Source organism: Pseudomonas sp. LBUM1673 (genome assembly GCF_059695645.1).
On sequence record NZ_CP166780.1, the window covers coordinates 6,291,884 to 6,317,568 of the forward strand.

General features: G+C 59.8%; 23 protein-coding genes. 14 read left to right on the forward strand and 9 right to left on the reverse strand.

Annotated features, from left to right (window positions below; all coding sequences use genetic code 11):
• Positions 1-44: 44 nt before the first annotated feature.
• From ftsX to ftsY, 3 genes are read right to left on the reverse strand one after another with little or no spacing between them, the layout of a single operon-like run.
• Complete coding sequence (ftsX, locus tag ACA044_RS28835) at positions 45-1,067, reverse strand: permease-like cell division protein FtsX (protein ID WP_497444288.1); 1,023 nt, start codon at positions 1,065-1,067, stop codon at positions 45-47.
• Positions 1,064-1,735, reverse strand: coding sequence for a cell division ATP-binding protein FtsE (gene ftsE / locus ACA044_RS28840; RefSeq protein ID WP_105340799.1), 672 nt, complete (start codon positions 1,733-1,735; stop codon positions 1,064-1,066). The genes ftsX and ftsE overlap by 4 nt, the downstream gene beginning before the upstream one ends.
• The gene (ftsY, locus tag ACA044_RS28845) at positions 1,732-3,264 is read right to left on the reverse strand and encodes a signal recognition particle-docking protein FtsY (RefSeq protein WP_497444289.1); all 1,533 of its coding nucleotides are present in this window, start codon (positions 3,262-3,264) and stop codon (positions 1,732-1,734) included. Before ftsY ends, ftsE begins: the two co-directional genes overlap by 4 nt.
• Before the next feature lie 344 nt (positions 3,265-3,608).
• Here ftsY and ACA044_RS28850 point away from each other — a divergent pair, with 344 nt between their 5' ends.
• From ACA044_RS28850 to ACA044_RS28865, 4 genes are all read left to right on the forward strand, one after another.
• Positions 3,609-4,964, forward strand: a complete 1,356-nt coding sequence (locus ACA044_RS28850; RefSeq protein WP_497444290.1) for a M16 family metallopeptidase — start codon at positions 3,609-3,611, stop codon at positions 4,962-4,964.
• A complete protein-coding gene (locus ACA044_RS28855; protein ID WP_497444291.1) occupies positions 4,957-6,447 on the forward strand; it encodes a M16 family metallopeptidase in 1,491 nt (496 codons plus the stop codon). The genes ACA044_RS28850 and ACA044_RS28855 overlap by 8 nt, the downstream gene beginning before the upstream one ends.
• Positions 6,447-7,064 (forward strand): 16S rRNA (guanine(966)-N(2))-methyltransferase RsmD, encoded by a 618-nt coding sequence (gene rsmD / locus ACA044_RS28860; RefSeq protein WP_497444292.1) that lies wholly within the window; start codon positions 6,447-6,449, stop codon positions 7,062-7,064. The genes ACA044_RS28855 and rsmD overlap by 1 nt, the downstream gene beginning before the upstream one ends.
• A 73-nt stretch (positions 7,065-7,137) precedes the next feature.
• The gene (locus ACA044_RS28865) at positions 7,138-8,136 is read left to right on the forward strand and encodes a hydrolase (RefSeq protein ID WP_497444293.1); all 999 of its coding nucleotides are present in this window, start codon (positions 7,138-7,140) and stop codon (positions 8,134-8,136) included.
• Positions 8,137-8,395: 259 nt separating this feature from the next.
• On the opposite strand, the gene ACA044_RS28870 is transcribed toward ACA044_RS28865, so the two are convergent.
• Together ACA044_RS28870 and ACA044_RS28875 are read right to left on the reverse strand one after the other, a co-directional pair.
• The gene (locus ACA044_RS28870; RefSeq protein WP_497444294.1) at positions 8,396-9,250 is read right to left on the reverse strand and encodes a sulfurtransferase; all 855 of its coding nucleotides are present in this window, start codon (positions 9,248-9,250) and stop codon (positions 8,396-8,398) included.
• A gap of 33 nt (positions 9,251-9,283) precedes the next feature.
• Positions 9,284-9,955: a TetR/AcrR family transcriptional regulator gene (locus ACA044_RS28875; RefSeq protein WP_497444295.1), complete on the reverse strand. Its 672-nt coding sequence runs from the start codon at positions 9,953-9,955 to the stop codon at positions 9,284-9,286.
• Between the two features lie 147 nt (positions 9,956-10,102).
• Between ACA044_RS28875 and ACA044_RS28880 the strand changes: the two genes are divergently transcribed.
• The 5 genes from ACA044_RS28880 to ACA044_RS28900 all read left to right on the forward strand — a co-directional run bounded on the left by ACA044_RS28880 (position 10,103) and on the right by ACA044_RS28900 (position 14,813).
• Positions 10,103-11,533, forward strand: coding sequence for a coniferyl aldehyde dehydrogenase (locus tag ACA044_RS28880; RefSeq protein ID WP_497444296.1), 1,431 nt, complete (start codon positions 10,103-10,105; stop codon positions 11,531-11,533).
• Positions 11,534-11,561: 28 nt separating this feature from the next.
• Entirely contained in the window at positions 11,562-12,107 is a 546-nt protein-coding gene (locus ACA044_RS28885; RefSeq protein WP_497444297.1) for a twin-arginine translocation pathway signal protein, read from the forward strand.
• 160 nt (positions 12,108-12,267) lie between these two features.
• Positions 12,268-13,863 (forward strand): GMC family oxidoreductase, encoded by a 1,596-nt coding sequence (locus ACA044_RS28890; protein WP_497444298.1) that lies wholly within the window; start codon positions 12,268-12,270, stop codon positions 13,861-13,863.
• 115 nt (positions 13,864-13,978) lie between these two features.
• Positions 13,979-14,458 (forward strand): pantetheine-phosphate adenylyltransferase, encoded by a 480-nt coding sequence (coaD, locus tag ACA044_RS28895; RefSeq protein ID WP_218395317.1) that lies wholly within the window; start codon positions 13,979-13,981, stop codon positions 14,456-14,458.
• 103 nt (positions 14,459-14,561) lie between these two features.
• Positions 14,562-14,813, forward strand: a complete 252-nt coding sequence (locus tag ACA044_RS28900) for a YfhL family 4Fe-4S dicluster ferredoxin (RefSeq protein WP_003195146.1) — start codon at positions 14,562-14,564, stop codon at positions 14,811-14,813.
• A 125-nt stretch (positions 14,814-14,938) separates the two neighbouring features.
• On the opposite strand, the gene ACA044_RS28905 is transcribed toward ACA044_RS28900, so the two are convergent.
• Genes ACA044_RS28905 through ACA044_RS28915 form a run of 3 tightly spaced genes read right to left on the reverse strand, consistent with a single transcriptional unit; the run spans position 14,939 to position 16,972 of the window.
• Positions 14,939-15,262, reverse strand: coding sequence for a multidrug transporter (locus ACA044_RS28905; protein WP_497444299.1), 324 nt, complete (start codon positions 15,260-15,262; stop codon positions 14,939-14,941).
• A 54-nt stretch (positions 15,263-15,316) separates the two neighbouring features.
• Positions 15,317-16,129, reverse strand: coding sequence for a bifunctional DNA-formamidopyrimidine glycosylase/DNA-(apurinic or apyrimidinic site) lyase (gene mutM / locus ACA044_RS28910; RefSeq protein WP_497444300.1), 813 nt, complete (start codon positions 16,127-16,129; stop codon positions 15,317-15,319).
• Positions 16,130-16,159: 30 nt separating this feature from the next.
• Complete coding sequence (locus ACA044_RS28915) at positions 16,160-16,972, reverse strand: HDOD domain-containing protein (RefSeq protein WP_497447328.1); 813 nt, start codon at positions 16,970-16,972, stop codon at positions 16,160-16,162.
• 320 nt (positions 16,973-17,292) lie between these two features.
• On the opposite strand from ACA044_RS28915, the gene ACA044_RS28920 reads away from it, so the two are divergent.
• The 5 genes from ACA044_RS28920 (at position 17,293) to ilvD (ending at position 24,279) form a co-directional block, all read left to right on the forward strand.
• Complete coding sequence (locus tag ACA044_RS28920) at positions 17,293-18,489, forward strand: class I SAM-dependent rRNA methyltransferase (protein WP_497444301.1); 1,197 nt, start codon at positions 17,293-17,295, stop codon at positions 18,487-18,489.
• A gap of 435 nt (positions 18,490-18,924) precedes the next feature.
• The gene (locus ACA044_RS28925; protein ID WP_497444302.1) at positions 18,925-20,004 is read left to right on the forward strand and encodes a SagB family peptide dehydrogenase; all 1,080 of its coding nucleotides are present in this window, start codon (positions 18,925-18,927) and stop codon (positions 20,002-20,004) included.
• Positions 20,001-20,978, forward strand: coding sequence for a diiron oxygenase (locus ACA044_RS28930; protein WP_497444303.1), 978 nt, complete (start codon positions 20,001-20,003; stop codon positions 20,976-20,978). The genes ACA044_RS28925 and ACA044_RS28930 overlap by 4 nt, the downstream gene beginning before the upstream one ends.
• The gene (locus ACA044_RS28935; RefSeq protein ID WP_497444304.1) at positions 20,971-22,179 is read left to right on the forward strand and encodes a multidrug effflux MFS transporter; all 1,209 of its coding nucleotides are present in this window, start codon (positions 20,971-20,973) and stop codon (positions 22,177-22,179) included. Before ACA044_RS28930 ends, ACA044_RS28935 begins: the two co-directional genes overlap by 8 nt.
• Before the next feature lie 258 nt (positions 22,180-22,437).
• Positions 22,438-24,279: a dihydroxy-acid dehydratase gene (gene ilvD, locus ACA044_RS28940; RefSeq protein WP_497444305.1), complete on the forward strand. Its 1,842-nt coding sequence runs from the start codon at positions 22,438-22,440 to the stop codon at positions 24,277-24,279.
• Positions 24,280-24,507: 228 nt separating this feature from the next.
• On the opposite strand, the gene ACA044_RS28945 is transcribed toward ilvD, so the two are convergent.
• The gene (locus ACA044_RS28945; RefSeq protein ID WP_497444306.1) at positions 24,508-25,569 is read right to left on the reverse strand and encodes an HAD family hydrolase; all 1,062 of its coding nucleotides are present in this window, start codon (positions 25,567-25,569) and stop codon (positions 24,508-24,510) included.
• Between the last annotated feature and the right edge of the window lie 116 nt (positions 25,570-25,685).

Sequence of the window (25,685 nt, forward strand, 5' to 3'; positions counted from 1 at the left end):
CAAGTTCCCATAAACGCTGAAAGGTCAATACGAGCAAAATGATATTACTTTGGCGCAAGCTCCCGCAGGTGGCGTGCGACTGCAATCCATGCACCGATATACCCCAACAGCACCGCGCCAAGCAAGAGCGATAGACCGTCGGCAACTGGCACTCCGGCCAGCGCAAAATCACTGCCGTACAAACCGGCCAGTCCAACTACCGCGTCGTTCAGCCAGTTCAGGCCAAACGCCAATACACCCCAGGAAAGAATCCCCGCACCGAAGCCATAAAGCGCGCCCATATACAGAAAGGGCCTGCGCACATAGCTGTCAGTGCCGCCGACGAGTTTAATCACTTCTATCTCTGTGCGGCGGTTTTCAATATGAAGACGAATGGTATTGCCTATCACCAAAAGTAATGCAGAAACCAAAAGCACGGTCAGACCGAAGACAAAACGGTCGCCCAGCTTGAGGATGGCTGCCAGACGCTCGACCCAGACTAGATCAAGTTGCGCCTGTTGTACCTTCGGCAATTCGGAAAGTTTTTGTCTCAATGCTTCAAGCGCGGACTTGTCGACCTCGTTCGGGGTCACCAGGACCACGCCCGGCAGCGGGTTTTCCGGGAGCTCCTTGAGCGCCTCACCCAGTCCGGACTGCTGCTGGAACTCTTCCAGCGCCTGATCGCGGCCCACGTATTCGGCGTCGGCCACACCCGGCATGCCCTTGATCTGCTCGCGCAACGACTCACCCTGTTCAGGGCCGGCATCGAGTTGCAGGTACAGGGAAATCTGCGCCGCACGCTGCCAGGAACCGCCGAGACGCTCGACGTTATTCAGCAAAAGTGACAGGCCCATCGGCAAGCTCAGGGCAACCGCCATCACCATGCAGGTGAAAAAGCTGCCGATCGGGTGTTTACCCAAGCGGCGCAAACTATCCAGCAGGCTGGCGCGGTGGCTTTCGATCCAGGCGCGGAACAGCGTGGCGAAATCCGGGCCGTCGTCATCGTCGCGTTTTTTCTTCTGCGGTTGCGGATCGGCGGCCTTCGGGGCCACGCGCTCGGAAACCTTGGGACTACGTGTCGCACTCATACGCCAGCCTCCCCGTCACCGATCAATCGGCCACGCTGCAGGGTCAGCATGCGGTGACGCATGCGGGCAATCAGCGCCAGGTCGTGACTGGCGATCAGCACGCTGGTGCCCAGACGGTTGATGTCTTCGAAAACGCCCATGATTTCTGCCGCCAGACGCGGGTCGAGGTTACCGGTCGGTTCATCCGCCAGCAGCAAGGCCGGACGGTGAACGATGGCGCGAGCGATGCCGACGCGCTGTTGCTGGCCGGTGGACAGATCGCCGGGGTAGAGATCGGTTTTGTCCGAGAGCGCCACGCGCTCCAGAGCCGAGTCCACGCGCTTGGCGACTTCGGCCTTGGACAGGCCAAGGATCTGCAGCGGCAACGCGACGTTGTTGAACACCGTGCGATCGAACAGCAGCTGGTGATTCTGGAACACCACGCCGATTTGCCGGCGCAGGAACGGAATCTGCGCGTTACTGATGGTGCCCAGGTCTTGCCCTGCCAGCAGCAATTTACCGGTGGTCGGACGCTCCATGGCCAGCAACAGCCGCAACAAGGTGCTTTTGCCGGCGCCGGAATGGCCGGTGACAAACAAGAATTCGCCCCGACGGACTCGAAAGCTCAGCTCATGCAAGCCTACGTGACCGTTCGGGTAGCGTTTACCGACCTGCTCGAAACGAATCATGAACGCTCCCGCTCGGCAAACAATGCCTGGACAAAGGGTTCTGCTTCAAAAGTACGCAAATCATCAATGCCTTCACCGACGCCGATGTAACGAATCGGCAAGCCAAACTGCTTGGCCAGGGCGAAAATCACCCCGCCCTTGGCGGTGCCGTCGAGTTTGGTCAGCGCCAGGCCGGTCAGTTCGACGGTCTGGTTGAATTGCTTGGCCTGGTTGATGGCGTTCTGGCCGGTACCCGCGTCGAGTACCAACAGCACCTCGTGGGGCGCGTCGGCATCAAGCTTGCCGATCACCCGGCGAACCTTTTTCAGTTCTTCCATCAGGTTGTCTTTGGTGTGCAAACGACCGGCGGTGTCGGCGATCAACACGTCGATGCCCCGGGCCTTGGCGGCCTGCACGGCATCGAAGATGACCGAAGCCGAGTCGGCGCCGGTGTGCTGGGCGATGACCGGAATCTTGTTGCGCTCACCCCAGACCTGCAATTGCTCGACCGCTGCGGCGCGAAAGGTATCACCGGCGGCGAGCATGACTTTCTTGCCGTCGAGTTGCAGCTTCTTCGCCAGTTTGCCGATGGTGGTGGTTTTGCCGGCACCGTTGACGCCCACCACCAGAATCACGAACGGCTTGTTCTGCGAGGTGATTTTCAGCGGCTGCTCGACCGGTTTTAGCATGGCGGCCAGTTCGGCTTGCAGGGATTTGTACAGCGCATCGGCATCGGCCAATTCTTTGCGAGCGACTTTCTGAGTCAGGCGCTGAATGATCACCGACGTCGCTTCGACGCCGACATCGGCGGTCAGCAGACGGGTCTCGATGTCTTCGAGCAGCTCGTCGTCGATGATTTTCTTGCCCAGGAACAAGCTGGCCATGCCCTCGCCAATGCTGGCGCTGGTCTTGGACAGACCTTGCTTGAGGCGGGCGAAGAAACCAGCTTTGGACTCTTCGGTACGCACAGGCTCGACCGGCGTTTCGACGGGCGCAACAGGCGTGGCGACAACAGGAGCGATGACCGGTGCAGGTGCAGGTGCAGGTGCAGGCTCTGGCGCTTGAACAGCCGGAGCAACCGGAGCGGGAGCAACAAATACCGGTACTACAGGTTCTGGAACAACCGGTGCAGGCTCGGCCACGAACACCGGTTCAACGACCGGCTCAACCACTGGCGCCTGAACCGGCTCAGGAGCAAACGCAGTCGGGGCAGGGATCGGCGGTGTGATGTGAGCCGCTTGCTCATCTTCGACCAGCGCCACCGGCTCTTCCGCCACCGGCAACGTCAACCAGGGCTCGGCGACTGGCGTCAGCGGCAATGGGGCCACAACGTCAGTTTCCGGTTCAGGCTCAAGTTGCAGCACCGGCTCGGCGATCGGCAGGACAATCGGCGCTGGCTCTTGCTCCATGACCGGCGCAGGTGTTGGCTCAGGAAGTGGTTGTGGCTGTTCGACAACGGGTTCCTGCGGCTTTTTGCGCAGCCATCCGAACAGGCTTTTTTTCTCGCCAGCCGCAGCTGGGGTCTTCTTGTCGTCGTTGGAACCAAACATGGAGGACGGCTATCTCACGGTAGCGACGCGCCAAAGGGCGCCTCGGCAATAAAAAATTCGATGCAGAACAGACTGCGATTCATCCAGCTTGTTCACGCGCAACATTTTGTCGAAGTACCAACGGCACCTCAAAGGTTGATTAATACGAAGGACTGGAACGGCATCGTCGGCGAAAACGCAGAGTTTAGCTGACAAACTCAAAGCCCAAGCCGCAAACCCAAACAACCTACTGACCGATCAAAGGCCTGATAGGCGTGGCCGCCAGTAAAACGGATCAGTATCCTAGCACCCTCTCGCCCGCTGACGCTAAGACCAAGCAGGCAGCCCAACAGGTTTAAAAACGAATGAATGCTCTAGCCCGCCGCGCTGCAGGCCTGCTGCTCAGCACAGTTTGTCTGCCCCTCTCGGCCCTGGCTGCCGATCCACAACCCACCCACGAATTCACCCTCGACAACGGCCTGAAGGTCGTCGTGCGCGAAGACCATCGTGCGCCGGTGGTCGTTTCCCAGGTCTGGTACAAGGTCGGCTCAAGCTACGAGACCCCGGGCCAGACCGGGCTGTCCCACGCCCTGGAACACATGATGTTCAAAGGCAGCGAGAAAGTCGGCCCCGGCGAAGCCTCGCTGATCCTGCGCGACCTCGGTGCCGAAGAGAACGCTTTCACCAGCGACGACTTCACCGCTTATTACCAGGTGCTGGCCCGCGACCGTCTGGGTGTGGCCTTCGAACTGGAAGCCGACCGCATGGCTAACCTGCGTCTGCCGGCTGACGAGTTCACCCGCGAGATCGAGGTGATTAAAGAAGAACGTCGTCTGCGCACCGACGACAAGCCGATGTCCAAGGCCTACGAACGCTTCATGGCCATGGCCTACCCCGCCAGCGGCTATCACACGCCGACCATCGGTTGGATGGCGGACCTCGACCGCATGAAGGTCGAAGAACTGCGCCACTGGTACCAGTCCTGGTATGTGCCGAACAACGCTACCCTGGTGGTGGTCGGCGATGTGACCCCGGACGAAGTCAAAACCCTCGCCCAGCGTTACTTCGGCCCGATCGCCAAGCGCAACGTGCCACCGGCGAAAATCCCGCTGGAACTGGCCGAGCCCGGCGAACGGAAGATTACCCTGCATGTGCAGACCCAATTGCCGAGCCTGATGCTGGCTTTCAACGTGCCGAGTATCGCCACCGCCGAAGACAAGCGTTCGGTGAACGCTCTGCGCCTGATTTCCGCCCTGCTCGATGGCGGCTACAGCGGGCGCATCCCGACGCAACTGGAGCGCGGCGAAGAGTTGGTGTCCGGCGGTTCGTCGAGCTACGACGCCTACACCCGCGGCGACAGTCTGTTCACTTTGTCGGCTACGCCGAACACCCAGAAGAAGAAAACCATGGCCCAGGCTGAAGCCGGGTTGTGGAAACTGCTCGAACAACTGAAAACCACCGCGCCGTCCACCGAAGAGCTGGAGCGGGTGCGAGCACAAGTCATTGCCGGCTTGGTCTACGAGCGTGACTCGATCACCAGCCAGGCCACCGCCATCGGCCAACTGGAAACCGTCGGCCTGTCCTGGAAACTGATGGACACCGAACTCGCCGAGCTGGAAAGCGTGACCCCGCAAGACATCCAGAAGGCCGCCAAGCTGTATTTCACCCGCGAACGTCTCAGCGTCGCCCATGTACTGCCACAGGAGACGACTCATGAGTGAGCGTAAAAAATCGAGTCTGGCCCTGATCGGCCTGATCGCTGTCGCACTGATCGGGTCCGCTGCCTTCTATTTGTCCAGATCCGACGAATCCAAAGCCAGCGAAGCCCTCGACAAAGCCAAGGCCAGCCAAAAACTGCAATCCCTGGCGGAACTCAACGGCAAAGCCCCAAGCCATCGCTCGCTGAACGTGCAGACCTGGAACACCGCCGAAGGCGCCAAGGTGCTGTTCGTCGAAGCCCGTGAACTGCCGATGTTTGACATGCGCCTGATCTTCGCCGCTGGCAGCAGCCAGGACGGCAACGCACCCGGCCTGGCCCTGCTGACCAACGCCATGCTCAACGAAGGTGTGGCCGGCAGAGACGTCAGCGCTATCGCCCAGGGCTTCGAAGGGCTGGGAGCCGACTTCGGCAACGGCGCGTATAAAGACATGGCGATTGCCTCCTTGCGCAGCCTTAGCGCCGTGGACAAACGCGAGCCGGCCTTGAAGCTGTTCGCCGAAGTCGTCGGCAAACCGACCTTCCCCGCCGATTCGCTTGCCCGCATCAAGAACCAGATGCTGGCCGGCTTCGAATACCAGAAACAGAACCCCGGCAAACTCGCCAGCCTGGAGCTGATGAACCGCTTGTATGGCGATCACCCGTATGCGCACTCCAGCGACGGCACGGCGAAAAGCATTCCACCGATTACCCTGGCGCAGTTGCAAGCGTTCCATCAGAAAGCCTACGCCGCTGGCAACGTGGTGATTGCGCTGGTGGGCGACTTGTCCCGCTCCGAGGCCGAGGCGGTTGCCGTACAAGTGTCCGCCGCTCTGCCCAAAGGCCCGGCCGTGGCAAAAGTCGAACAACCGACCGACCCCAAGCCCGGCATCGGCCACATTGAGTTTCCGTCCAAGCAGACCAACCTGATGCTCGCGCAACTGGGCATCGACCGTGACGATCCGGATTACGCGGCGTTGTCCATGGGCAATCAGATTCTTGGCGGCGGTGGTTTCGGCACTCGGCTGATGAGCGAAGTGCGCGAGAAGCGCGGTCTGGCCTACGGCGTGTACTCGGGTTTCAGCCCGATGCAGGTTCGCGGCCCGTTCATGATCAACCTGCAAACCCGCGCCGAGATGAGCGAAGGCACGCTGAAACTGGTGCAGGATGTACTCGCCGACTACCTTAAAACCGGCCCCACCGAGAAAGAACTCGACGACGCCAAGCGCGAACTGGCCGGCAGCTTCCCGTTGTCCACCGCCAGCAACGCCGATATCGTCGGTCAGCTCGGCGCCATGGGTTTCTACAACTTGCCGCTGAGCTACCTGGAGGACTTCATGCAGCAGTCCCAGAGCCTGACCGTCGAGCAAATCAAAACCGCACTGAACAAACACCTGAGCACGGACAAACTGGTCATCGTCAGCGCTGGCCCGACCGTGCCACAAAAGCCGTTGCCGGCCCCTACTGACAAACCTGCCGAGCAACCGCTCGGGGTTCCGGAGCATTAATGGCCAGTCCATCGCGTCCAAAAAAACCTGTTCACAACGTGCATAACGGCGTGAATCAACTGCGCATCATCGGCGGTGAATGGGGCAGCCGAAAGCTGAGCTTCCCCGATGCGCCAGGCTTGCGTCCAACGCCGGACCGAGTCCGTGAAACCCTGTTCAACTGGCTCGCGCCTTATGTCGCCGGGGCCAAGGTGCTCGACCCATTTGCCGGTAGCGGCGCGTTGTTTCTCGAGGCTTTGTCCCGTGGCGCAGCCATGGGCCAGGCGCTGGATGCCAGCAACATCGCGGTAGCGAGCATCAAGGAACATCTGGGCACCCTGCGTTGCACGACTGGTCAGGTACAGACTGCCGACGCCTTGCGCTATCTGGAAACCCAGCCAGCCACGGCGTTCGATCTGGTGTTTCTCGACCCGCCATTCAATCAGAATCTGTTGCCGGTCGTTTGCACTTTGCTCGAAGAGCGTCAGTGGCTGAGCGACGATGCGTGGGTCTACACTGAAAGCGAAACCGCACCGTCGATATTGGGTTTGCCAAAAAATTGGCGCCTGCATCGGGAGCAAAAATCCGGACGAGTGTATTACGCGTTGTGGCAACGTATGGCAGGGATCGCCGGTTAGTCCGGCCTGAAAGAACGGTGCGAAACTCAGTCAGCTAACGCTGCGGGTAAGCACCGCTGCATCGAGAGCAATCGTGTCCCATCTGCCAGAACGCTTCACGCCCGCCTACGGCCTGGGCAATCCGCACTTACAAACCTTGTGGGGACCGCTATGGCGCAAAACCACGCATATCGACCGCGAGCGCGAACGATTGTGGCTCGACGATGGCGACTTCCTTGACCTGGACTGGCACGGCCCCCACAGCGTGAATGCGCCGTTGGTGCTGGTATTGCACGGCCTGACCGGCTCGTCGAATTCGCCTTACGTGGCCGGCGTGCAGAAGGCACTGGGCGCCCAGGGCTGGGCCAGCGTCGCGTTGAATTGGCGAGGCTGCTCCGGCGAGCCCAATCTGTTGGCGCGCAGTTACCATTCCGGGGCCAGTGAAGACCTGGCGGAAACCATTAAACACCTGCGGGCCCAACGCCCTCTCGCGCCGCTGTATGCGGTTGGTTATTCCATGGGCGGTAACGTTTTACTCAAGCATCTGGGCGAAACCGGCTGCAACAGCGGCGTGCTCGGCGCGGTGGCGGTGTCGGTACCGTTTCGCCTCGATCAGTGCGCCGATCGTATCAGCCAGGGTTTTTCCAAGTTCTATCAGGCGCATTTCATGCGGGAGATGGTCGCCTACATCAAGAACAAGCAGCGCAAGTTCCAGCATGACGGGCATGAAGATGGCCTGGCGGCATTGGCGGCGCTGGGTTCGCTGGAGAACATGCGCACCTTTTGGGAGTTCGATGGCCGGGTGACCGCACCGCTGAATGGTTTCGCCGATGCCGCGGATTACTATCGTCGCGCGTCGAGTCGCTACTTTCTCGGGGAGATTCGCACGCCGACCCTGATCATCCAGGCGGCCGATGACCCGTTTGTGTTTCCTCACAGCCTGCCGCAAGCCGACGAATTGTCCAGCAGCACGCAATTCGAGTTGCAGGCCAAGGGCGGACATGTCGGTTTCGTCGAGGGCTCGTTCCGGCAACCGGGTTACTACCTGGAGCGACGCATTCCCCAATGGCTGGCCACCACAGGGCGCAAGTAAACCATGGACGCCGATCAAGGTGAGGACCAGGGGCGTATCGCAGCGCGCGGCGGCTGCCCGGCCATGGATGACGAAGATCCGAATGTGGGAGCGGGCTTTTGTGGCGAGGGGGCTTGCCCCCGTTGGAGTGCGAAGCGCTCCCGAAGCCAGCGGATGCGGTGTTTCAATTAGACCGTGTCGTACGATTTACGACTGCTTCGCAGCCGAACGGGGGCAAGCCCCCTCGCCACAAAAGCTCGCCCTCAAAGGGGATAAGTGTTTACTCGCCCTTGGCGACGCCTCGCGCGGGATCGTTGATCCACTCGCTCCACGACCCGGCATACAACGACCCCAACGGATAACCCGCCAGACACAGCGCGAACAGGTTGTGGCAGGCCGTCACGCCGGAACCGCAATACGCGACCAACTCCGTCGGCGAACGATTACCGAGCTTCGCGGCAAACCGCTGCTTGAGCTGATCGGCCGGCAGGAAACGCCCGTCGCTGCCCAGGTTGTCGGTGAACGCAGCACATTGCGCGCCGGGGATATGCCCGGCAATCGGATCGATCGGCTCCACTTCGCCCTTGAAACGCGGCAAGGCGCGGGCGTCGAGCAAGGTCAACGCTGGCTGGCCGAGACGTTGCTGGAGCTGTTCGGCACTGAGCAACAACGAAGCATCCGGCGTCCCGGTGAAGGCGCCACGGGTAATCGACGGCGCATCAAGACTCAGGGGTAATCCGGCGGCGTGCCAGGCTTTCAGCCCGCCATCGAGAATGAACACACCGTCGCGCTTGCCCAGCCAGGCCAGCAACCACCAGGCCCGCGCCGCGTAGGCGCCAGGACCGTCATCGTACAGAACCACTTCGCTGTCGGCGTTGATGCCCCAAGCTTGCAGACGTTCGATCAGATCGGCGGGTTCAGGCAACGGATGACGCCCGGTAACGCCCTTGACCACTGCCGCGCTCAAGTCACGCTCAAGATCGGCAAAACTCGACCCGGCAACGTGCCCTTCGGCATAGCTGCGCTGGCCGTAATCAGGGTCTTCAAGGGCAAAACGACAATCCAGAATCACCAGCCCTGGTGTCTCCTTTTTCAGGTCCAACGCTTGCGGGCTGATCAGTTGCGCAATGGGCATAACGGGCTCCTGTGATTTTGTCGGTCTTGAATCCTAATGCACTTCTTCCAGCGCCTGGGCCAGCGGCACGTAAAATTCGTCGAACAGCGCATTCACCGCATCGCGCGATTGATCGGTGACAAAACCGGCCTCCAGCACCAACACCTGATACACGCCCCGTTTGATGGCCTGCTCGCTCAGATGGTTGGAGTTTTCCCGCGTGGTGCACAGGAATCGCACCCAGGACGTGAGGATGATCCAGGCATTGAGGGTCAGGGATTCGATCTGGACCTTATCCATATTCAGGATGCCAGCCGTGACGAACCCTTCGTAAATGGCGGTGCCCTGAATCAGGCAGCGCTGGGAAAAGCGCCGGTAACGAGCGGCGAGCTCGGGATCACTGTCGAGCAAGTGCTCGAGGTCGCGATGCAAAAACCGGTAGCGCCACATGGCGGCGAGCAGTTCCTTGAGGTAGAAGCGCTTGTCTTCGACCGTCGCGGCGCGGCCCTGGGGCGGGCGCAGGAAGCTGTCCACCAGGCTTTCGTACTCACTGAACAGCACAGCGATGATCGCCTGCTTGTTGGGGAAGTGGTAGTACAGGTTGCCCGGAGAAATCTCCATGTGGGCAGCAATGTGATTGGTGCTGATGCTGCGCTCGCCCTGCTGATTGAACAGCTCCAGGCTGTTCTGCACGATGCGCTCGCTGGTTTTGATCCGAGGGGCCATGGCTTGAGCTTTAATTCAGAGTGCGGTGACGGGCATCTTACGACCTATCCGCGGATGGATAAAACAATGCTGTCCCAGGATGTCATTTGACTTTATAGAGCACAAACTCTAAAAACCCCCTTCATTACAATAAATCCGGAGCCGACCATGCCTGCTGACATCGCCTATCTGCAGAACCTACAGCAGCCTCTGGACGAGCTCCAAACCCTGTTCGACGCTCAACGCTCCGCGTATGCAGCCCACCCGATGCCACCCGCAGCGCAGCGCCAGCAATGGCTGAAAGCTTTGCGAGACCTGCTGAGCAATGAACGACAGGCCCTGATCGATGCCATCAGCCAGGACTTCAGCCACCGCAGCGCCGATGAAACCCTGCTCGCCGAGCTGATGCCCAGCCTGCACGGCATACATTACGCCAGCCAGCACCTCAAAGGCTGGATGAAAGCCTCGCGGCGCAAAGTCGGCATCGCCTTTCAGCCGGCGTCGGCCAAAGTCATCTACCAACCGTTGGGGGTGGTCGGGGTGATCGTGCCGTGGAACTACCCGTTATATCTGGCCATCGGCCCACTGGTGGGTGCTTTATCGGCGGGCAACCGGGTGATGCTCAAACTCAGCGAATCGACCCCCGCCACTGGTCTGCTACTCAAGGAACTGCTGGGCCGAATATTTCCCCAGGACCTCGTCTGCGTGGTGCTGGGCGAGGCCGATATCGGCGTAGCGTTCTCCCGGCTACGTTTCGATCACTTGCTGTTCACTGGCGCCACCAGCATCGGCAAACACGTGATGCGCGCGGCGGCCGAGAACCTGACCCCGGTGACCCTGGAACTGGGCGGCAAGTCCCCGGCCATCGTCTCCCGCGACGTACCGCTCAAGGACGCCGCCGAACGCATCGCTTTCGGCAAGACCCTCAACGCCGGGCAAACCTGTGTCGCCCCGGACTACGCGATGGTGCCGGAAGACCGCGTCGGCTCTTTCGTTGAAGCCTATCGTCAGGCGGTTCGCCGGTTTTATCCGACCCTGGCGGACAATCCGGACTACACCGCCATCATCAATGACCGACAACTGGCGCGGCTCAACGGCTACCTCAGCGACGCCACCAGCAAGGGCGCGCTGCTGATTCCGCTGTTCGAGCAGGGCCAGGGCCGGCGCATGAGTCATAGCCTGCTGCTCAACGTCAGCGACGACATGACGGTGATGCAAGACGAAATCTTCGGCCCGTTGCTGCCGATCGTGCCGTACAAGGATCTCGATGAAGCGTTTGCCTACATCAACCAACGACCTCGTCCGCTGGCGCTGTATTACTTCGGCTACGACAAGCGCGAGCAAAACCGCGTCCTTCACGAAACCCACTCCGGGGGCGTTTGCCTCAATGACACCTTGCTGCACGTTGCTCAGGACGACATGCCGTTCGGCGGCATCGGTGCCTCGGGCATGGGTCACTACCACGGCCGCGAGGGCTTCCTGACCTTCAGTAAGGCCAAGGGTGTGCTGATCAAACAGCGCTTCAACGTAGCGAAGCTGATTTATCCACCGTACGGCAAATCCATTCAGAAACTGATCCAGAAGCTGTTTATCCGCTAACAACCATCGCCGCCGGGTAATAACAATAATGAGCCCAAGCCTGTCCGATACACCCGCGCTGTCACGGCGCGGCCTGCTTAAATTCAGCCTCGGCGCCAGCGCCTTTCTGGCCGCTGCCGGATTAGGCGCGAGCCTCAGCGGCTGCTCGTCGAGCACCCCGGCCAGCGGTTTCGCGATTCTGCGCAGCGGCGACCTGCTGTTTCTGCGGGCACTGATCCCGGTGATGCTCGACGGCGCCGTAGCCGTCGAAAAAATGCCGGCCACCGTTGCCGAGACCCTGCACTGCCTGGATAACGGCCTCAATCACCTGTCGCCGGAAATGCTCAAACTGACCCGGCAATTGTTAGATGTGCTGGGGATGAGCATCACCCGCGGCCCACTGACCGGGATCTGGGGCAGTTGGGAAAACGCCAGCAGTGAACAGATCCGGCACTTTCTCGACCGTTGGGAAAACAGCTCGCTGAGCCTGCTGCGCATGGGCCACAGCTCCTTGCTGCAAATGGTGATGATGGCGTGGTACAGCCGGGCGGAGTCGTGGGCGCATTGCGGGTATCCGGGGCCGCCAACCGTTTGAGACCCTGGCGCCCCTATCGCGGGCAAGCCACGCTCCCACAGGGTTTGAGTCGTTCACAAAAAGGTGGTCCACCTCAAAACCTGTGGGAGCGTGGCTTGCCCGCGAAGGCGCCAGCCGCCTCACCATCGCACCCAAAACATAACAACAAGAGAGCCCGAACATGCCGGTACCCGATCCGTTCCGCGAAGGCCTGGCCCGTGGCTGGAAAACCTACAACGGCGCCCAATTGACCCAGGACCTGACCCTCGAAGCGGATGTAGCGATCATCGGCAGCGGTGCCGGCGGCGGGACCACCGCCGAAACCCTCAGCGCCGCCGGCTACAAGGTGTTACTGATTGAAGAAGGCCCGCTCAAGACCAGCAGCGACTTCAAGATGCTCGAAGACCAGGCCTACACCAGCCTCTATCAGGAAGGCATCGGGCGCATGAGCAAGGACGGCGCGATCACCATCCTCCAGGGCCGGGCGGTGGGGGGCACTACGCTGATCAACTGGACCTCAAGCTTTCGTACCCCGGATCCGACCCTCGACCATTGGGCCAAAGAGCACGCCGTCAAAGGCCACACGCCGGCCGAGATGGCGCCCTGGTTCGAGAAAATGGAACAACGCCTGGGCGTCGCCCCGTGGAGGGTGCCGCCCAACGCCAACAACGACGTCATCCGTAAAGGCTGCGAAAAACTCGGCTACGCCTGGCATGTGATCCCGCGAAACGTGCGCGGCTGCTGGAACATCGGCTACTGCGGCATGGGTTGCCCGACCAACGCCAAGCAATCGATGCTGGTCACGACCATTCCGGCGACCCTGGAAAAAGGTGGCGAGCTGCTCTATCTGGCCCGCGCCGAAAAGCTGTCGATCAAGGACAACAAAGTGACCGGCCTGCAATGCGTAGCGATGGATGAACGTTGCGTGTCCCCCACCGGACGCACGATCACGGTCAAGGCCCGGCATTACGTGCTGGCCGGCGGCGGGATCAACAGCCCGGCGCTGCTGTTGCGCTCCGAGGCGCCGGACCCTCACGAGCGGCTGGGTAAACGGACCTTCCTGCACTTGGTGAACATGTCCGCCGGGCTGTTCGATGAAGTGATCAACCCGTTCTACGGCGCACCGCAGTCGATCTATTCCGACCATTTCCAATGGCAGGACGGCACCACCGGCAAAATGTCCTACAAACTGGAGGTGCCACCGCTGCACCCAGCGCTGGCCAGCACCCTGCTCGGCGGCTTCGGCACGGAAAACGCCCGGCACATGGAAAACCTGCCGCACACCCACGCCATGCTGGCATTGCTGCGGGACGGTTTTCACCCGGACAGCCCCGGCGGCAGTGTTGAATTGCGCGGTGACGGCACACCCGTGCTCGACTATCAGGTTTCACCCTACGCCTGGGATGGGTTGCGCCGGGCCTTCCACAGCATGGCCGAGATCCAGTTCGCCGGGGGCGCCAACGCCGTGATGCCGATGCATGCCGACGCTCGTTACGTGAAAACCCTCGCCGAAGCTCGTACATTGATCGACGGATTGAGCCTTGAGTTGTATCGCACGCGTCTGGGCAGCGCTCATGTGATGGGCGGTTGTGCCATGGGCGAAGACCCGAAAAACGCCGTCACCGACAGCCTCGGCCGACATCACCAACTCAGCAATCTGTCGATTCACGACGGCTCGCTGTTCCCCACCAGCATTGGCGCAAACCCACAATTATCGGTCTACGGGCTGACGGCACAATTGGCAACTTCGCTGGCCGAACGTTTGAAAAACCCATGAAAACGCGGAATATTCCCATCGTCTATAGTGCTTTCTTACCCAACAGGCGACTTGGCCGACCGGGAAGGCTGCGATACCATCCGACTCCCCAACGGACTCCCGCCAGGACGACGCGATGAACCGAGTGTTGTACCCAGGTACCTTCGACCCTATAACCAAGGGCCATGGCGATCTGGTCGAACGCGCCTCGCGCCTGTTCGATCATGTGATCATCGCCGTCGCCGCCAGCCCGAAGAAAAACCCGCTGTTTCCCCTGGAACAACGTGTGGAGCTGGCCCGCGAGGTCACCAAGCATTTGCCGAACGTTGAAGTCGTCGGCTTCTCGACGCTGTTGGCGCACTTCGCCAAGGAGAAGAATGCCAACGTGTTTCTGCGTGGTTTGCGCGCGGTGTCGGACTTCGAATACGAATTCCAGCTGGCCAACATGAACCGCCAACTGGCCCCGGATGTGGAAAGCCTGTTTCTTACCCCGTCCGAGCGTTATTCGTACATTTCCTCGACGCTGGTCCGTGAAATCGCAGCCCTGGGCGGCGATATCACCAAGTTCGTCCACCCGGCGGTGGCCGACGCCCTCACCCTGCGCTTCAAGAAGTAACGACCGCTCAAGCGGCGCCCGCGTGCACTGCGGGCGCCAATGCGGCACAATTGTGCGCATTGGTTTTATTGCGCCCGGGCCTGCCGCCCCGGCTGGAGTTAGCATGTCCCTGATCATCACCGACGATTGCATCAACTGCGACGTCTGCGAACCCGAGTGCCCGAACGCCGCCATCTCCCAGGGCGAAGAGATCTACGTGATCGACCCGAACCTGTGCACGCAATGTGTCGGCCACTACGACGAACCGCAGTGCCAGCAGGTCTGCCCGGTGGATTGCATCCCGCTGGACGAGGCCCATCCGGAGACTGAAGAACAGTTGATGGAGAAGTACCGCAAGATTACCGGCAAGGCTTGAGTCATTCGGCGCCTGTCAGGGCGCCTTCGCGGGCAAGCCTCGCTCCTACAGAGTCCCATCGTTCACGGATGTCGGGCACGACTCGAACCTGTAGGAGCGAGGCTTGCCCGCGAAGCTCTTAGAGCTCACTCCCGCTGCTCGAACCCCTCCCCGATACACCCCAGGCACCGCACAAATGCGGCTTTCGCCGGGTCGACCACCAACGCCTGCCCCGCATCGCCAATGCCGCCGCCCAGCGCGGTAAACGGCAGAGATACCACAAACGCCCCGGCACCGATCACCGTCGCCGCCACCAGTAACGGCCGGGCAATCAGTAGATCGCCAAGCATGGCGTAGGCCGGTGGGTTCTGGATGGCGTAACGCGGATCGCCGCTGCCATTGTCAGCCGCCAGCGCGGGCGCACCGACACTGAGCAGCAGCGTGACGACAAGGGTTCGAAACAGATTCATGGCACGGTCCTTCGGCTAGGCAGTGAGAACACTGACTATAGACCGTAGGCGATATCAGCTCTGACAGCGCGGGCAAAAGACGCTGGCGCGCTGGCCAAGCTTGACCTCCCGCAGCCCTGTGCCACAGACCTTGCAGTGCTCACCGCCACGGCCGTACACGAACAGTTCCTGCTGGAAATAGCCCGGCTGACCATCGCCGCCGATAAAGTCCCGCAACGTGGTGCCGCCGCGCTCGATGGCGAGGGCAAGGATGCGCTTGATCTCGATCGCCAGCCTCAAATAGCGCGCCCGGGAAATGCTCTTGGCCTCGCGCCGAGGGTCAATGCCGGCCGCAAACAGTGCCTCGGTCGCGTAGATATTGCCGACGCCGACCACCACCGCGTTGTCCATGATGAACGGCTTGACCGCCATGGAACGCCCGCGGGATTGCTGGAACAGCCGCTCACCGTCAAACAGATCGGTCAACGGCTCCGGCCCAAGGCGAACCAGCAGTTCATGGTTGAGTGGGTCCAGGCTCCAGAGCATCGCCCCAAACCGTCGCGGGTCGGTGTAACGCAGGGCCAGGCCCGATTCCAGCTCGATGTCCACATGCTCATGTTTGGCCGCCGGCATCCCGACTTCCACCAGCCGCAGGTTCCCCGACATCCCCAAATGACTGATCAGCGTGCCGACTTCGGCATTGATCAACAGGTACTTGGCGCGCCGCTCCACCAGGACGATGCGCTGGCCGGACAGCCGCACATCCAGGTCTTCGGGAATCGGCCAGCGCAGACGGCGTTCACGCACGATCACCCGGCTGACGCGCTGGCCTTCCAGGTGCGGTGCAATCCCGCGGCGGGTAGTTTCGACTTCCGGCAGTTCAGGCATGGGGCTCTCGAATCAGGCGAGGCTCGACACTCAACGAGTGGCGAGGTCGCGAATCTCTTGTTTCTGGGTTTCAAAATCGTATTCCGATAGACCGATGTAATCGAGCACAAGGTGCCCGACACAGTTCCATTCATGGTCTTCGGACTGGTTGCCCAGTACCCGGAAGGAAGCGCAAATGTGCTCGGCCATCTTCAGGAGCGCCAGCAGGTTTTTCAGCGGCGTATTGCGGGATGATTCATCGCTGAAAATGGCCAGGGCGTTGTGATGGTTGGCAATGGCCTGGGTGACGTGTTCCGGCAGGCGCCAGGATTTGGCGGTGTAATACCCGACCACGGCGTGGTTGGTGTTGTAGAGCTTGTTCTCGGTATCCACCACGCGGCATTCGGCACTGGCGTTGCCATAGGCCTGTTCCAGCACTTTCATGTAATCGGGGAATTTCTTGAGCATCAGCGGGATGCCACAATCGTGGAACAGCCCCAGCGCATAGGCTTCATCACCGGCCTGGATACCCACTCGCTTGGCCAGGGTCAGGCACGTCATCGCCACGTCCTGCGCCGTGTCCCAGAAACGGTTGAGGGTGACGATGGTGTCGTCGTTCAACTCGCTCTTGATCGACTGGGCATTGATCAGATTGATGATCGAACGGCTGCCCAACAGGTTCACTGCCCGCTGGATCGCGGTGATTTTGTTGCTCAAGCCGTAGTACGGCGAATTGACGACTTTCAGCAAGGCGCCGGAAAGGCCTGGGTCCTGGGAGATCAACTTCGCGATCATTTCCAGGTCCGGGTCGGGCATGTACTGCTCCATTTGCAGATCCACCATGATCTGCGGCTGGGGCGGCACGCTGATGCCTTGCAGGGACTGTTGGATCTGTTCGGTCGTCAGCTCTTGGGACATAAGTACGCACTCCGGGTCAGGCGGGGATTCTAACCCTTAAGAAGATGGATCCGACAGTCAGTCAAGCGCAATCCCCCTGTGGGAGCGGGCTTGCTCGCGAAAGCGGTGTGTCAGGTAACATGAATGTCGACTGACATGCCCTCTTCGCAAGCAAGCTCCCACAGGTTGCGCACCTTACTGACTGCCCTCATCCGCGTTTCATCGACCACCAAACCCACCACTCCCTCAACACGCTATACTCCCGCTCTTTTTTCCGGAGCGACGTCATGTCCCTGCCTAGCCTGCGCCTCAAAGCCAACGCCGACCGTCGCCTGCGAAACGGCCACCTGTGGGTCTACAGCAACGAAATCGATGTAGCCGCCACCCCGCTGCACGGTTTCAAGGCCGGCGATCAGGCGATCCTCGAAGCCGCCGGCGGCAAACCGCTGGGCATCGTTGCCATGAGCCCGAACAACCTGATTTGCGCCCGCCTGCTGTCGCGCGACATCAAGTTGCCGCTGGACAAGTCGCTGCTGGTGCATCGCCTGAACGTTGCCCTGTCCCTGCGCGAGCGCCTGTTCGACAAGCCATTCTATCGCCTGGTCTACGGCGACTCCGACCTGCTGCCAGGCCTGGTGGTCGACCGTTTCGGCGACATTCTGGTGGTTCAGATCGCCTCGGCGACCATGGAAGCTCATAAAGATGACGTGATTGCCGCGCTGACCCAAGTGCTCAAGCCCAGCGGCATTCTGTTCAAGAACGACTCCGCTGCCCGCGATGCCGAAGGCCTCAACCGCTACGTCGAAACTGTGTTCGGCCTGGTGCCGGAATGGGTCGCACTGGAAGAGAACGGCGTGAAGTTTGAAGCACCGGTCATCCAGGGACAGAAAACCGGCTGGTTCTATGACCACCGTATGAACCGCGCGCGCCTGGCACCTTATGCCAAAGGCAAACGCGTGCTGGACCTGTACAGCTACATCGGCGGTTGGGGCGTTCAAGCGGCCGCCTTCGGCGCCAGTGAAGTGTTCTGCGTCGATGCTTCGGCCTTCGCCCTCGACGGCGTCGAGCGCAACGCCGCATTGAACGGCTTCGCCGAAAAAATGACCTGCATCGAAGGCGATGTGTTCGAAGCCCTGAAGGAACTGAAAGCCAGCGAAGAACGCTTCGACGTGATCGTGGCCGACCCACCGGCATTCATCAAACGCAAGAAAGACATGAAGAACGGCGAAGGCGCCTACCGTCGTCTGAATGAGCAAGCCATGCGCCTGCTCAGCAAGGACGGCATCCTGGTCAGCGCTTCGTGCTCGATGCACCTGCCCGAGGACGATCTGCAGAACATCCTGCTGACCAGCGCCCGTCACCTGGACCGCAATATCCAGATGCTCGAACGCGGTGGCCAAGGCCCGGATCACCCGGTACACCCGGCCATCGCCGAAACCCGCTACATCAAGAGCATCACCTGCCGTCTGCTGCCAAACAGCTGAGTACGCCAGTTTGACGGGGAGCCAACAGGCTCTCCGTCAGCCGTTTTACCCCCTCAAAATTCACGACCCACCCCAACTTCTTACTCTTGCTGTCCTACCGACTTGCAGGACGTTTCCCTGCATCTTTTACTTTAAAGAATATAACTTACAAACCTGTTCCAACCGTAAGATCGCTCCGACAAAATTACTGGAACTTTCCTACTTAATATCCCCTTGATAAGAACTCATTACGGCCTATGATTGAGTTGTCACCGCGAAGTGACACTCACTATCAATGACAAGGAGTCAAAACATGAAAGCAATTACTCTGGAAGCTAACAAGATCGCTAATCTGGCTTTTCTGGTTGCGCCAAAAGCCCGCTAAGTAAATGAGACGCTGGGGAGTGCCGGCTACCCAGCGTTTTCCATGGCATCGCCCAGAGATAACCGCCCACCATGCAGATAAACCCACACGTGTTCATACTTCCTCGTACGCCCGGTCAAATCGTCTGGGATTACAAAAACCACAAGCAATTTGAATTGAATCTGGAATATTCAACCCGACTTGCACAACTTATCGCCGACCCCGAACTGTATAACGACAGCAACATACTAGACACTCAACTTCTAAATGCCGGAATACTGACAACTTCAACACAGGACACTATTGAGTGGGGCTGGGATGAACTGTCGAAGATATTCCATATCGGCACCAAGAACATCCCCTGCGAACATGTCCCTCAGGATATTCATGAATGGTCGAGACACTATCTGGACCATTGCACCGAAGTACTGACTGCACCCCCGCCGGACGCCAGGCTCTCGGAGCATCTGATACACGAGCTGATTGCCCTGCCAAAACCTTCCTGCCTGCCGGAAGGTTCTCTTGCCAACGTCCTGACCGGTCGAAAAACCTGCCGCACCTTCACGGATGAAGCGGTTTCACTGGAAGATGTCGGCACACTGCTTTATCTATCCCTGGGCTACTTGCATGAGCGCGAAAACGACGTCGACGAAACCATTGTCGAAGGTCTCGGTGCCCGACGCAGCAGCCCATCCGGTGGTGGGCTGAATGCCTGCGAAGGCTTTGTTCATGTACAAAACGTCAGCGGCCTTAATCCAGGACTCTACGCCTACCATCCCACCGATCATGCACTGAGCTTCGTCAACCCGGCACCTGACTCGCCACTGGGGCAGTTGCTGTGTGGGCAACATTTCATCAATAACCTGCCCATGGGCCTGTTCATCACCGCTCGCTTCGACAAGTTGTGGTGGAAATATGAACACTCGCGAGCCTACCGGATGGCTTACGTCGAAGCTGGCCATATTTCCCAAACCTTTCAACTGGTGGCCACTGCACTGGGGTTGAACACGTGGTTGACCGGAGCACTGACGGACGATCAGGTCGAAACATTGCTGGGACTCGAGAACAACGCAGAACAACCCTTGTTTTTTGTCGGCTGTGGCCACAGCGACGGACAAGTGATGTGCAAGGAGTTGAAAGATCTGCTGAGCAGTCGGGAGCCGCAACAATGACCGCCCCTATCACTGCCCCGTCGAACCGCCCCGTTTCGTGGGCGCTTCGTTTCACCCTCGGCGACTGGAATACCCGGGCGTCGGTGCGAACCAGCGAGCATGACTATCTATTACCGCCAGACCTGGAACAGCAACTGGAGACACGTCACTGGTTTCCCCCGGGCTTTCTGGCTTACTTGACTCACCCGGCGATCGAAGCGGCAGGTCCAACCGTCATCCATCGGTTATCGGCCAATCATCTGGTGTACTTCCTCGACTACACCACCTTGCTCGAACACCGCATCGTCAACCGGTCCGTGGAAACCATCGTCCACGGTGAACTGAAGGTCCACATTCCCCCACAGATGAAGACCGCCGCGCTTCAGCTGTATACCGACGAGGGTTATCACGCCCTGTTCTCCAATAACCTTGCCGAACAGATTGCCAGGGTCTACGGGATCGGCCTGCGTCCGGTCATGCCCCACCGCATTGCGCGATTGAACACCCTGCTCGACCGCGCGCCTGAAAAACACAGGGCGCTGGCCTGGTTTCTCGTCGGGTTCGTGTCGGAGACGATCATTGCCAAGGAACTGCTCGACGTCTGCCGTGACGACCTGGTTTCCAGCGTCCAGGCCATGCTCAGGGATCATCTCGCGGACGAGGCGCGCCATAGTCGCTATTTCTCTGAAGTATTCCATTACCTGTGGCTGACGCTGAACAGCCGTCAACGCACGTTCGCCGCCAGACAGCTGCTGGACATCATCCGGATTTTCTTTGAGGCCGATGAGCAATGGCTGCGGGAAAGCCTGCACAGCGCGGGTCTCGGCGAGACCACCATCACGGAAATTCTCGGCGGGCTTAGCAGCCCTCAAGCCACCCTTCAACGGGCGCGATCCGGCGCTGGCGCGACGCTTCAGGCGTTGAAAAAGGCCGGCTTCTTCGACCTGCCTTACAACCAGCATCTGTTCATGAAGGCAGGACTTGTCGATGGATGAAGCAAACGATGTATCCCGTGTCGAAAAACATCGGGCCACGGTCATTCTGTTGATGACTATGACGCTGCTCGGCGTCTTCCCCCTCGATGTGGTGCTCCCGTCCTTTCCCGGTCTTTCTGACTACTTTCAGACTTCACCGTCCGAGATTGCCCTGTCCGTCAGTGTGTTCGCCATTGGTCTGGCGTTGTCCGTGGTGCTGGTCGGACCGTTGTCAGACTTGTGGGGGCGCAAGAAGCTGTTGTTGGCAGGTATCGCAATCACGGTGGTCGGTGCGACGGGTTGCCTGGCCTCCAGCGAATACAACTGGTTTTTGTTCTTTCGCGTGATCCAGGCGGTTGGTTGCGGATCCTTCGTACTGTCACAGGCACTGGTTCAGGATTTGTTCATCGGCAAGGAGCAGGAGCGAATCAGAATCTGGATGGTGACGGGCGGCGGGGTGTTCATTTCGATTTCTCCCCTGCTGGGAACCTGGTTGCAGTTGCAACTAGGCTGGCAGGGCAGCTTTTATGTGTTTATCACGCTGGCCGTTATTGTCTGGCTTAACGCCTACTTTCTGCTCAAGGAAAACCCGCACCGTCATACGGCGCCGCACGGACGATTGTTCAGTGCCTATTGGCGAGTGTGCTCGGATCTGCGCTTCATGGGTTACTGGCTAATTTCAGCCTTGGCCTTTGCCTGCCATTTTTCCTTCATTGTCATTTCACCCATCATTTTCATGGAGCATCTGGCACTTTCGCCATACGAATTTTCCTGGGTGTTATTGCTGTATGGCATCGCCTATGTGTTTGGCGGGATTGTCGCCAGCGCTCTGCATCGACACCTGCAGGCCAACACGCAGATAATCATCGGTCTGGGTCTGATCGCTCTGTCGGGGTTGGTCATGCTGTGGTTGGCGGATCAGTTCGGGCTCTCTGCGGCGGCGGTGCTGATACCCATGTTGATTTGTACGGCAGGCACCAGCATTGCCAGACCTATCGCCAACTCCCAAGCCATGAGTCTCTACCCGCAGAGTGCCGGAACGTCTACCTCGGTCGGCGGCGTGTTGATTTTCATGTGCGGCGGAGTGATCAGCGTGGTGATCAATCTTGCGTCCGAGGATCTGACCAGGACGCTCGCCTTGTGTTTCTTGACCTTGAGTGCTGCGGGTCTTGGCTTGAATGTACTGATCACACGGCGACATCTGGCGCTGAAGGTGGGTTGATACCTGCCGGTCGTCATCCCGCCCACTCCGTCAGCGCGGGATCAACGCTTTCCGGCATTCCCTCCTGACGCCAGCGGTGTAGAATCGCAAGATTCATCGCCAGTCATCCCCCGGCGGGTTTATGAGCTCAAGCTGAAGCGCGCGGCGATCCCGCAAAGTTATCGGCAACTTCCGGACACACGGCCATTTCTGAGTGTTCCAGACGTCAATAGAAGCTCACTTCCCTTTTGATACCTGATTAGCCGCCCGGAGTGCTTCATGCCTGATTACCGCTCGAAAACATCCACCCACGGCCGCAACATGGCCGGTGCCCGCGCACTGTGGCGCGCCACGGGGATGAAAGATGACGACTTCAAGAAGCCGATCATCGCCATTGCCAACTCCTTTACCCAGTTCGTACCGGGCCATGTGCACCTCAAGGATCTGGGCCAACTGGTCGCTCGCGAAATCGAACGGGCCGGCGGCGTAGCCAAAGAATTCAATACCATCGCCGTGGATGACGGCATCGCCATGGGCCACGACGGTATGCTCTATTCGCTGCCGAGCCGCGAGATCATCGCCGACTCCGTCGAATACATGGTCAATGCCCACTGCGCCGACGCCATCGTCTGCATTTCCAACTGCGACAAGATCACCCCAGGCATGCTGATGGCCGCCTTGCGCCTGAACATCCCGGTGATCTTCGTGTCCGGCGGCCCGATGGAAGCCGGCAAGACCAAACTCGCCAGCCACGGTCTCGACCTGGTTGACGCCATGGTGATCGCCGCCGACTCCAGCGCTTCTGACGAGAAAGTCGCCGAGTACGAGCGTAGCGCCTGCCCGACCTGCGGTTCGTGCTCCGGCATGTTCACCGCCAACTCGATGAACTGCCTGGTCGAAGCCCTGGGCCTGGCATTGCCGGGCAACGGTTCGACCCTGGCCACCCACAGCGACCGCGAACAGCTGTTCCTGCAGGCCGGCCGCACCATCGTCGAGCTGTGCAAGCGTTACTACGGCGACAACGACGAGTCGGTATTGCCGCGCAACATCGCCAACTTCAAGGCGTTCGAAAACGCCATGACCCTGGACATCGCCATGGGCGGTTCCACCAACACCATCCTGCACTTGCTGGCCGCGGCCCAGGAAGCCGAGATCGATTTCGATCTGCGCGACATCGACCGTCTCTCCCGTCACGTGCCGCAACTGTGCAAAGTTGCGCCGAACATCCAGAAGTACCACATGGAAGACGTGCACCGTGCCGGCGGGATCTTCAGCATTCTCGGCTCGCTGGCCCGTGGTGGCCTGCTGCACACCGACCTGCCGACCGTGCACAGCAAGAGCCTGGCCGAAGGCATTGCCAAGTGGGACATCACCCAGACCAATGACGAAGCCGTGCATCACTTCTTCAAGGCTGGTCCTGCGGGCATCCCGACGCAAACCGCGTTCAGCCAGTCGACCCGTTGGGAAACCCTGGACGACGACCGTGAAAACGGCTGTATCCGCAGTGTCGAACACGCTTATTCGAAAGAAGGCGGCCTGGCCGTTCTGTACGGCAACATCGCGCTGGACGGTTGCGTGGTGAAAACCGCTGGCGTCGACGAGTCGATCCACGTGTTCGAAGGCAACGCGAAGATCTTCGAAAGCCAGGACAGCGCTGTACGCGGCATCCTCGCCGACGAAGTGAAGGCCGGCGACATCGTGATCATTCGTTACGAAGGCCCGAAAGGCGGCCCGGGCATGCAGGAAATGCTGTACCCGACGTCTTACCTGAAATCCAAAGGCCTGGGCAAAGCTTGTGCCCTGCTCACCGATGGCCGCTTCTCGGGCGGTACCTCGGGCCTGTCCATCGGCCACGCTTCGCCAGAAGCCGCTGCCGGCGGCGCGATCGGCTTGGTGCAGGATGGCGACAAGGTACTGATCGACATTCCGAACCGCTCGATCAACCTGTTGATCAGCGATGAAGAAATGGCCGCGCGCCGTGCCGAGCAGGACAAGAAAGGCTGGAAACCGGTGGAAGTGCGTCCACGTAAAGTGACCACTGCGCTGAAAGCCTATGCCCTGCTGGCCACCAGCGCCGACAAGGGTGCGGTACGTAACAAGGCGATGCTCGACGGGCTGTAATACTTAATCGTCGAACAAAAAATGCCCCGCCAAGTGCGGGGCATTTTTTTGCGAACAACTCGGGCGACTGCTTGCAGACAACCCGAATCAACTGTGGGAGCGGGCTTGCTCGCGAAGGTGGAGTGTCAGCCGACATCAATGGTGACTGACACACCGCTTTCGCGAGCAAGCCCGCTCCCACATTTGTTCCAGGTTGCCTTTGAGAGTGAGCTTGGCCGCGATTCGGTTTTATTGAATCTCTTCCGGCTTCACAATCACCCAGTTCTTGTCCGCCGTCACCGCCAGCCCTTCTTTCGCCTGGGCCGCAGCGTGCTTGGCCATCATGCCGTTAATCTGGGTCATGTACTTGTCTTTGCGATTAACCCACAAATGGATGCCGCCCTTGGACACATCGACGCTGTGGAACAGCATGTAACCGTCGCTGGTCGGGGTGTCGCCGCCCACGAGGACGGGTTTCTTCCACTCATCGATGTAGGTCAGGATGGCCGCGTGCTTGCCGGCCATCCAGGTGGCCGGGGTCCACAGGTACGGGGTCAGTTCGAGGCCCAGGTTAGCCTTCTCGTCATACTTGCCAGCGGTGACCTGCTTGCGTGCCGTGGTCAACTCGCCGGTCTTGCGGTCCTTGAGCAACAGGCTCACGCCGATCACGTTCTGCGGCTTGACGTTGTAGCCGTACTTCGGATCGGAAGCGACCATGCGCACCAGTTCTTCGGAGGCGGCGGTCATTACGTAGACCTCGATGCCGTTCTCCATCAGTTTGTTGTAGAGCTCTTTCTGACCGGTGAAGATTTTCGGTGGGTTGACGTCGATGGTCTTGACCACGTCGCCGTCGTAATAAGTGCTCGGCACCGGTTTGCCAGACGCCATCAGCTCATCGACGTTGCCTTTGAGCTCCTGAAGCGTGAAACCGGAAAACACTTGGGCGACCCATGGGTAGCAAACCATGTCGTCGATTTCACAAAGGCGATAGTAGTAACTGAACAGGCTTTCCTTGTGGTCGGCGGTGTCCTTGAACGGGATCAGTTTCAGGGAGGGATCGAGGCTCTCGCGGGTGATCAGGCCCTTGTTTTCCATGAACGGCAACAACGACTCTTCGAGGTCGTAGCGGTAACTGGTGTTGTCCATGTCGAACACCGCGAAGTTACCCTTGTTGGCATTGGCCACGATCATCGCGTCCAGCGCCTTGGCCTGATCGGCCGGCCAATGCTTCAAATCGGTGGCGAATACCTGGCCGACAAGGCCCAGGCCCAAACCCAGTGCGACAGCCAGAAATTTCGGTGCAAGCTTCATCGGCGTTCCCCTGATATCAAAGATATCGACGCTAACAAATCTGTATGACAGTCCCCGCCTGCCCGCGACCGCTTGCATCCTGATTCCGTCAGCCGCATACCCCATAGCGTCAGCTG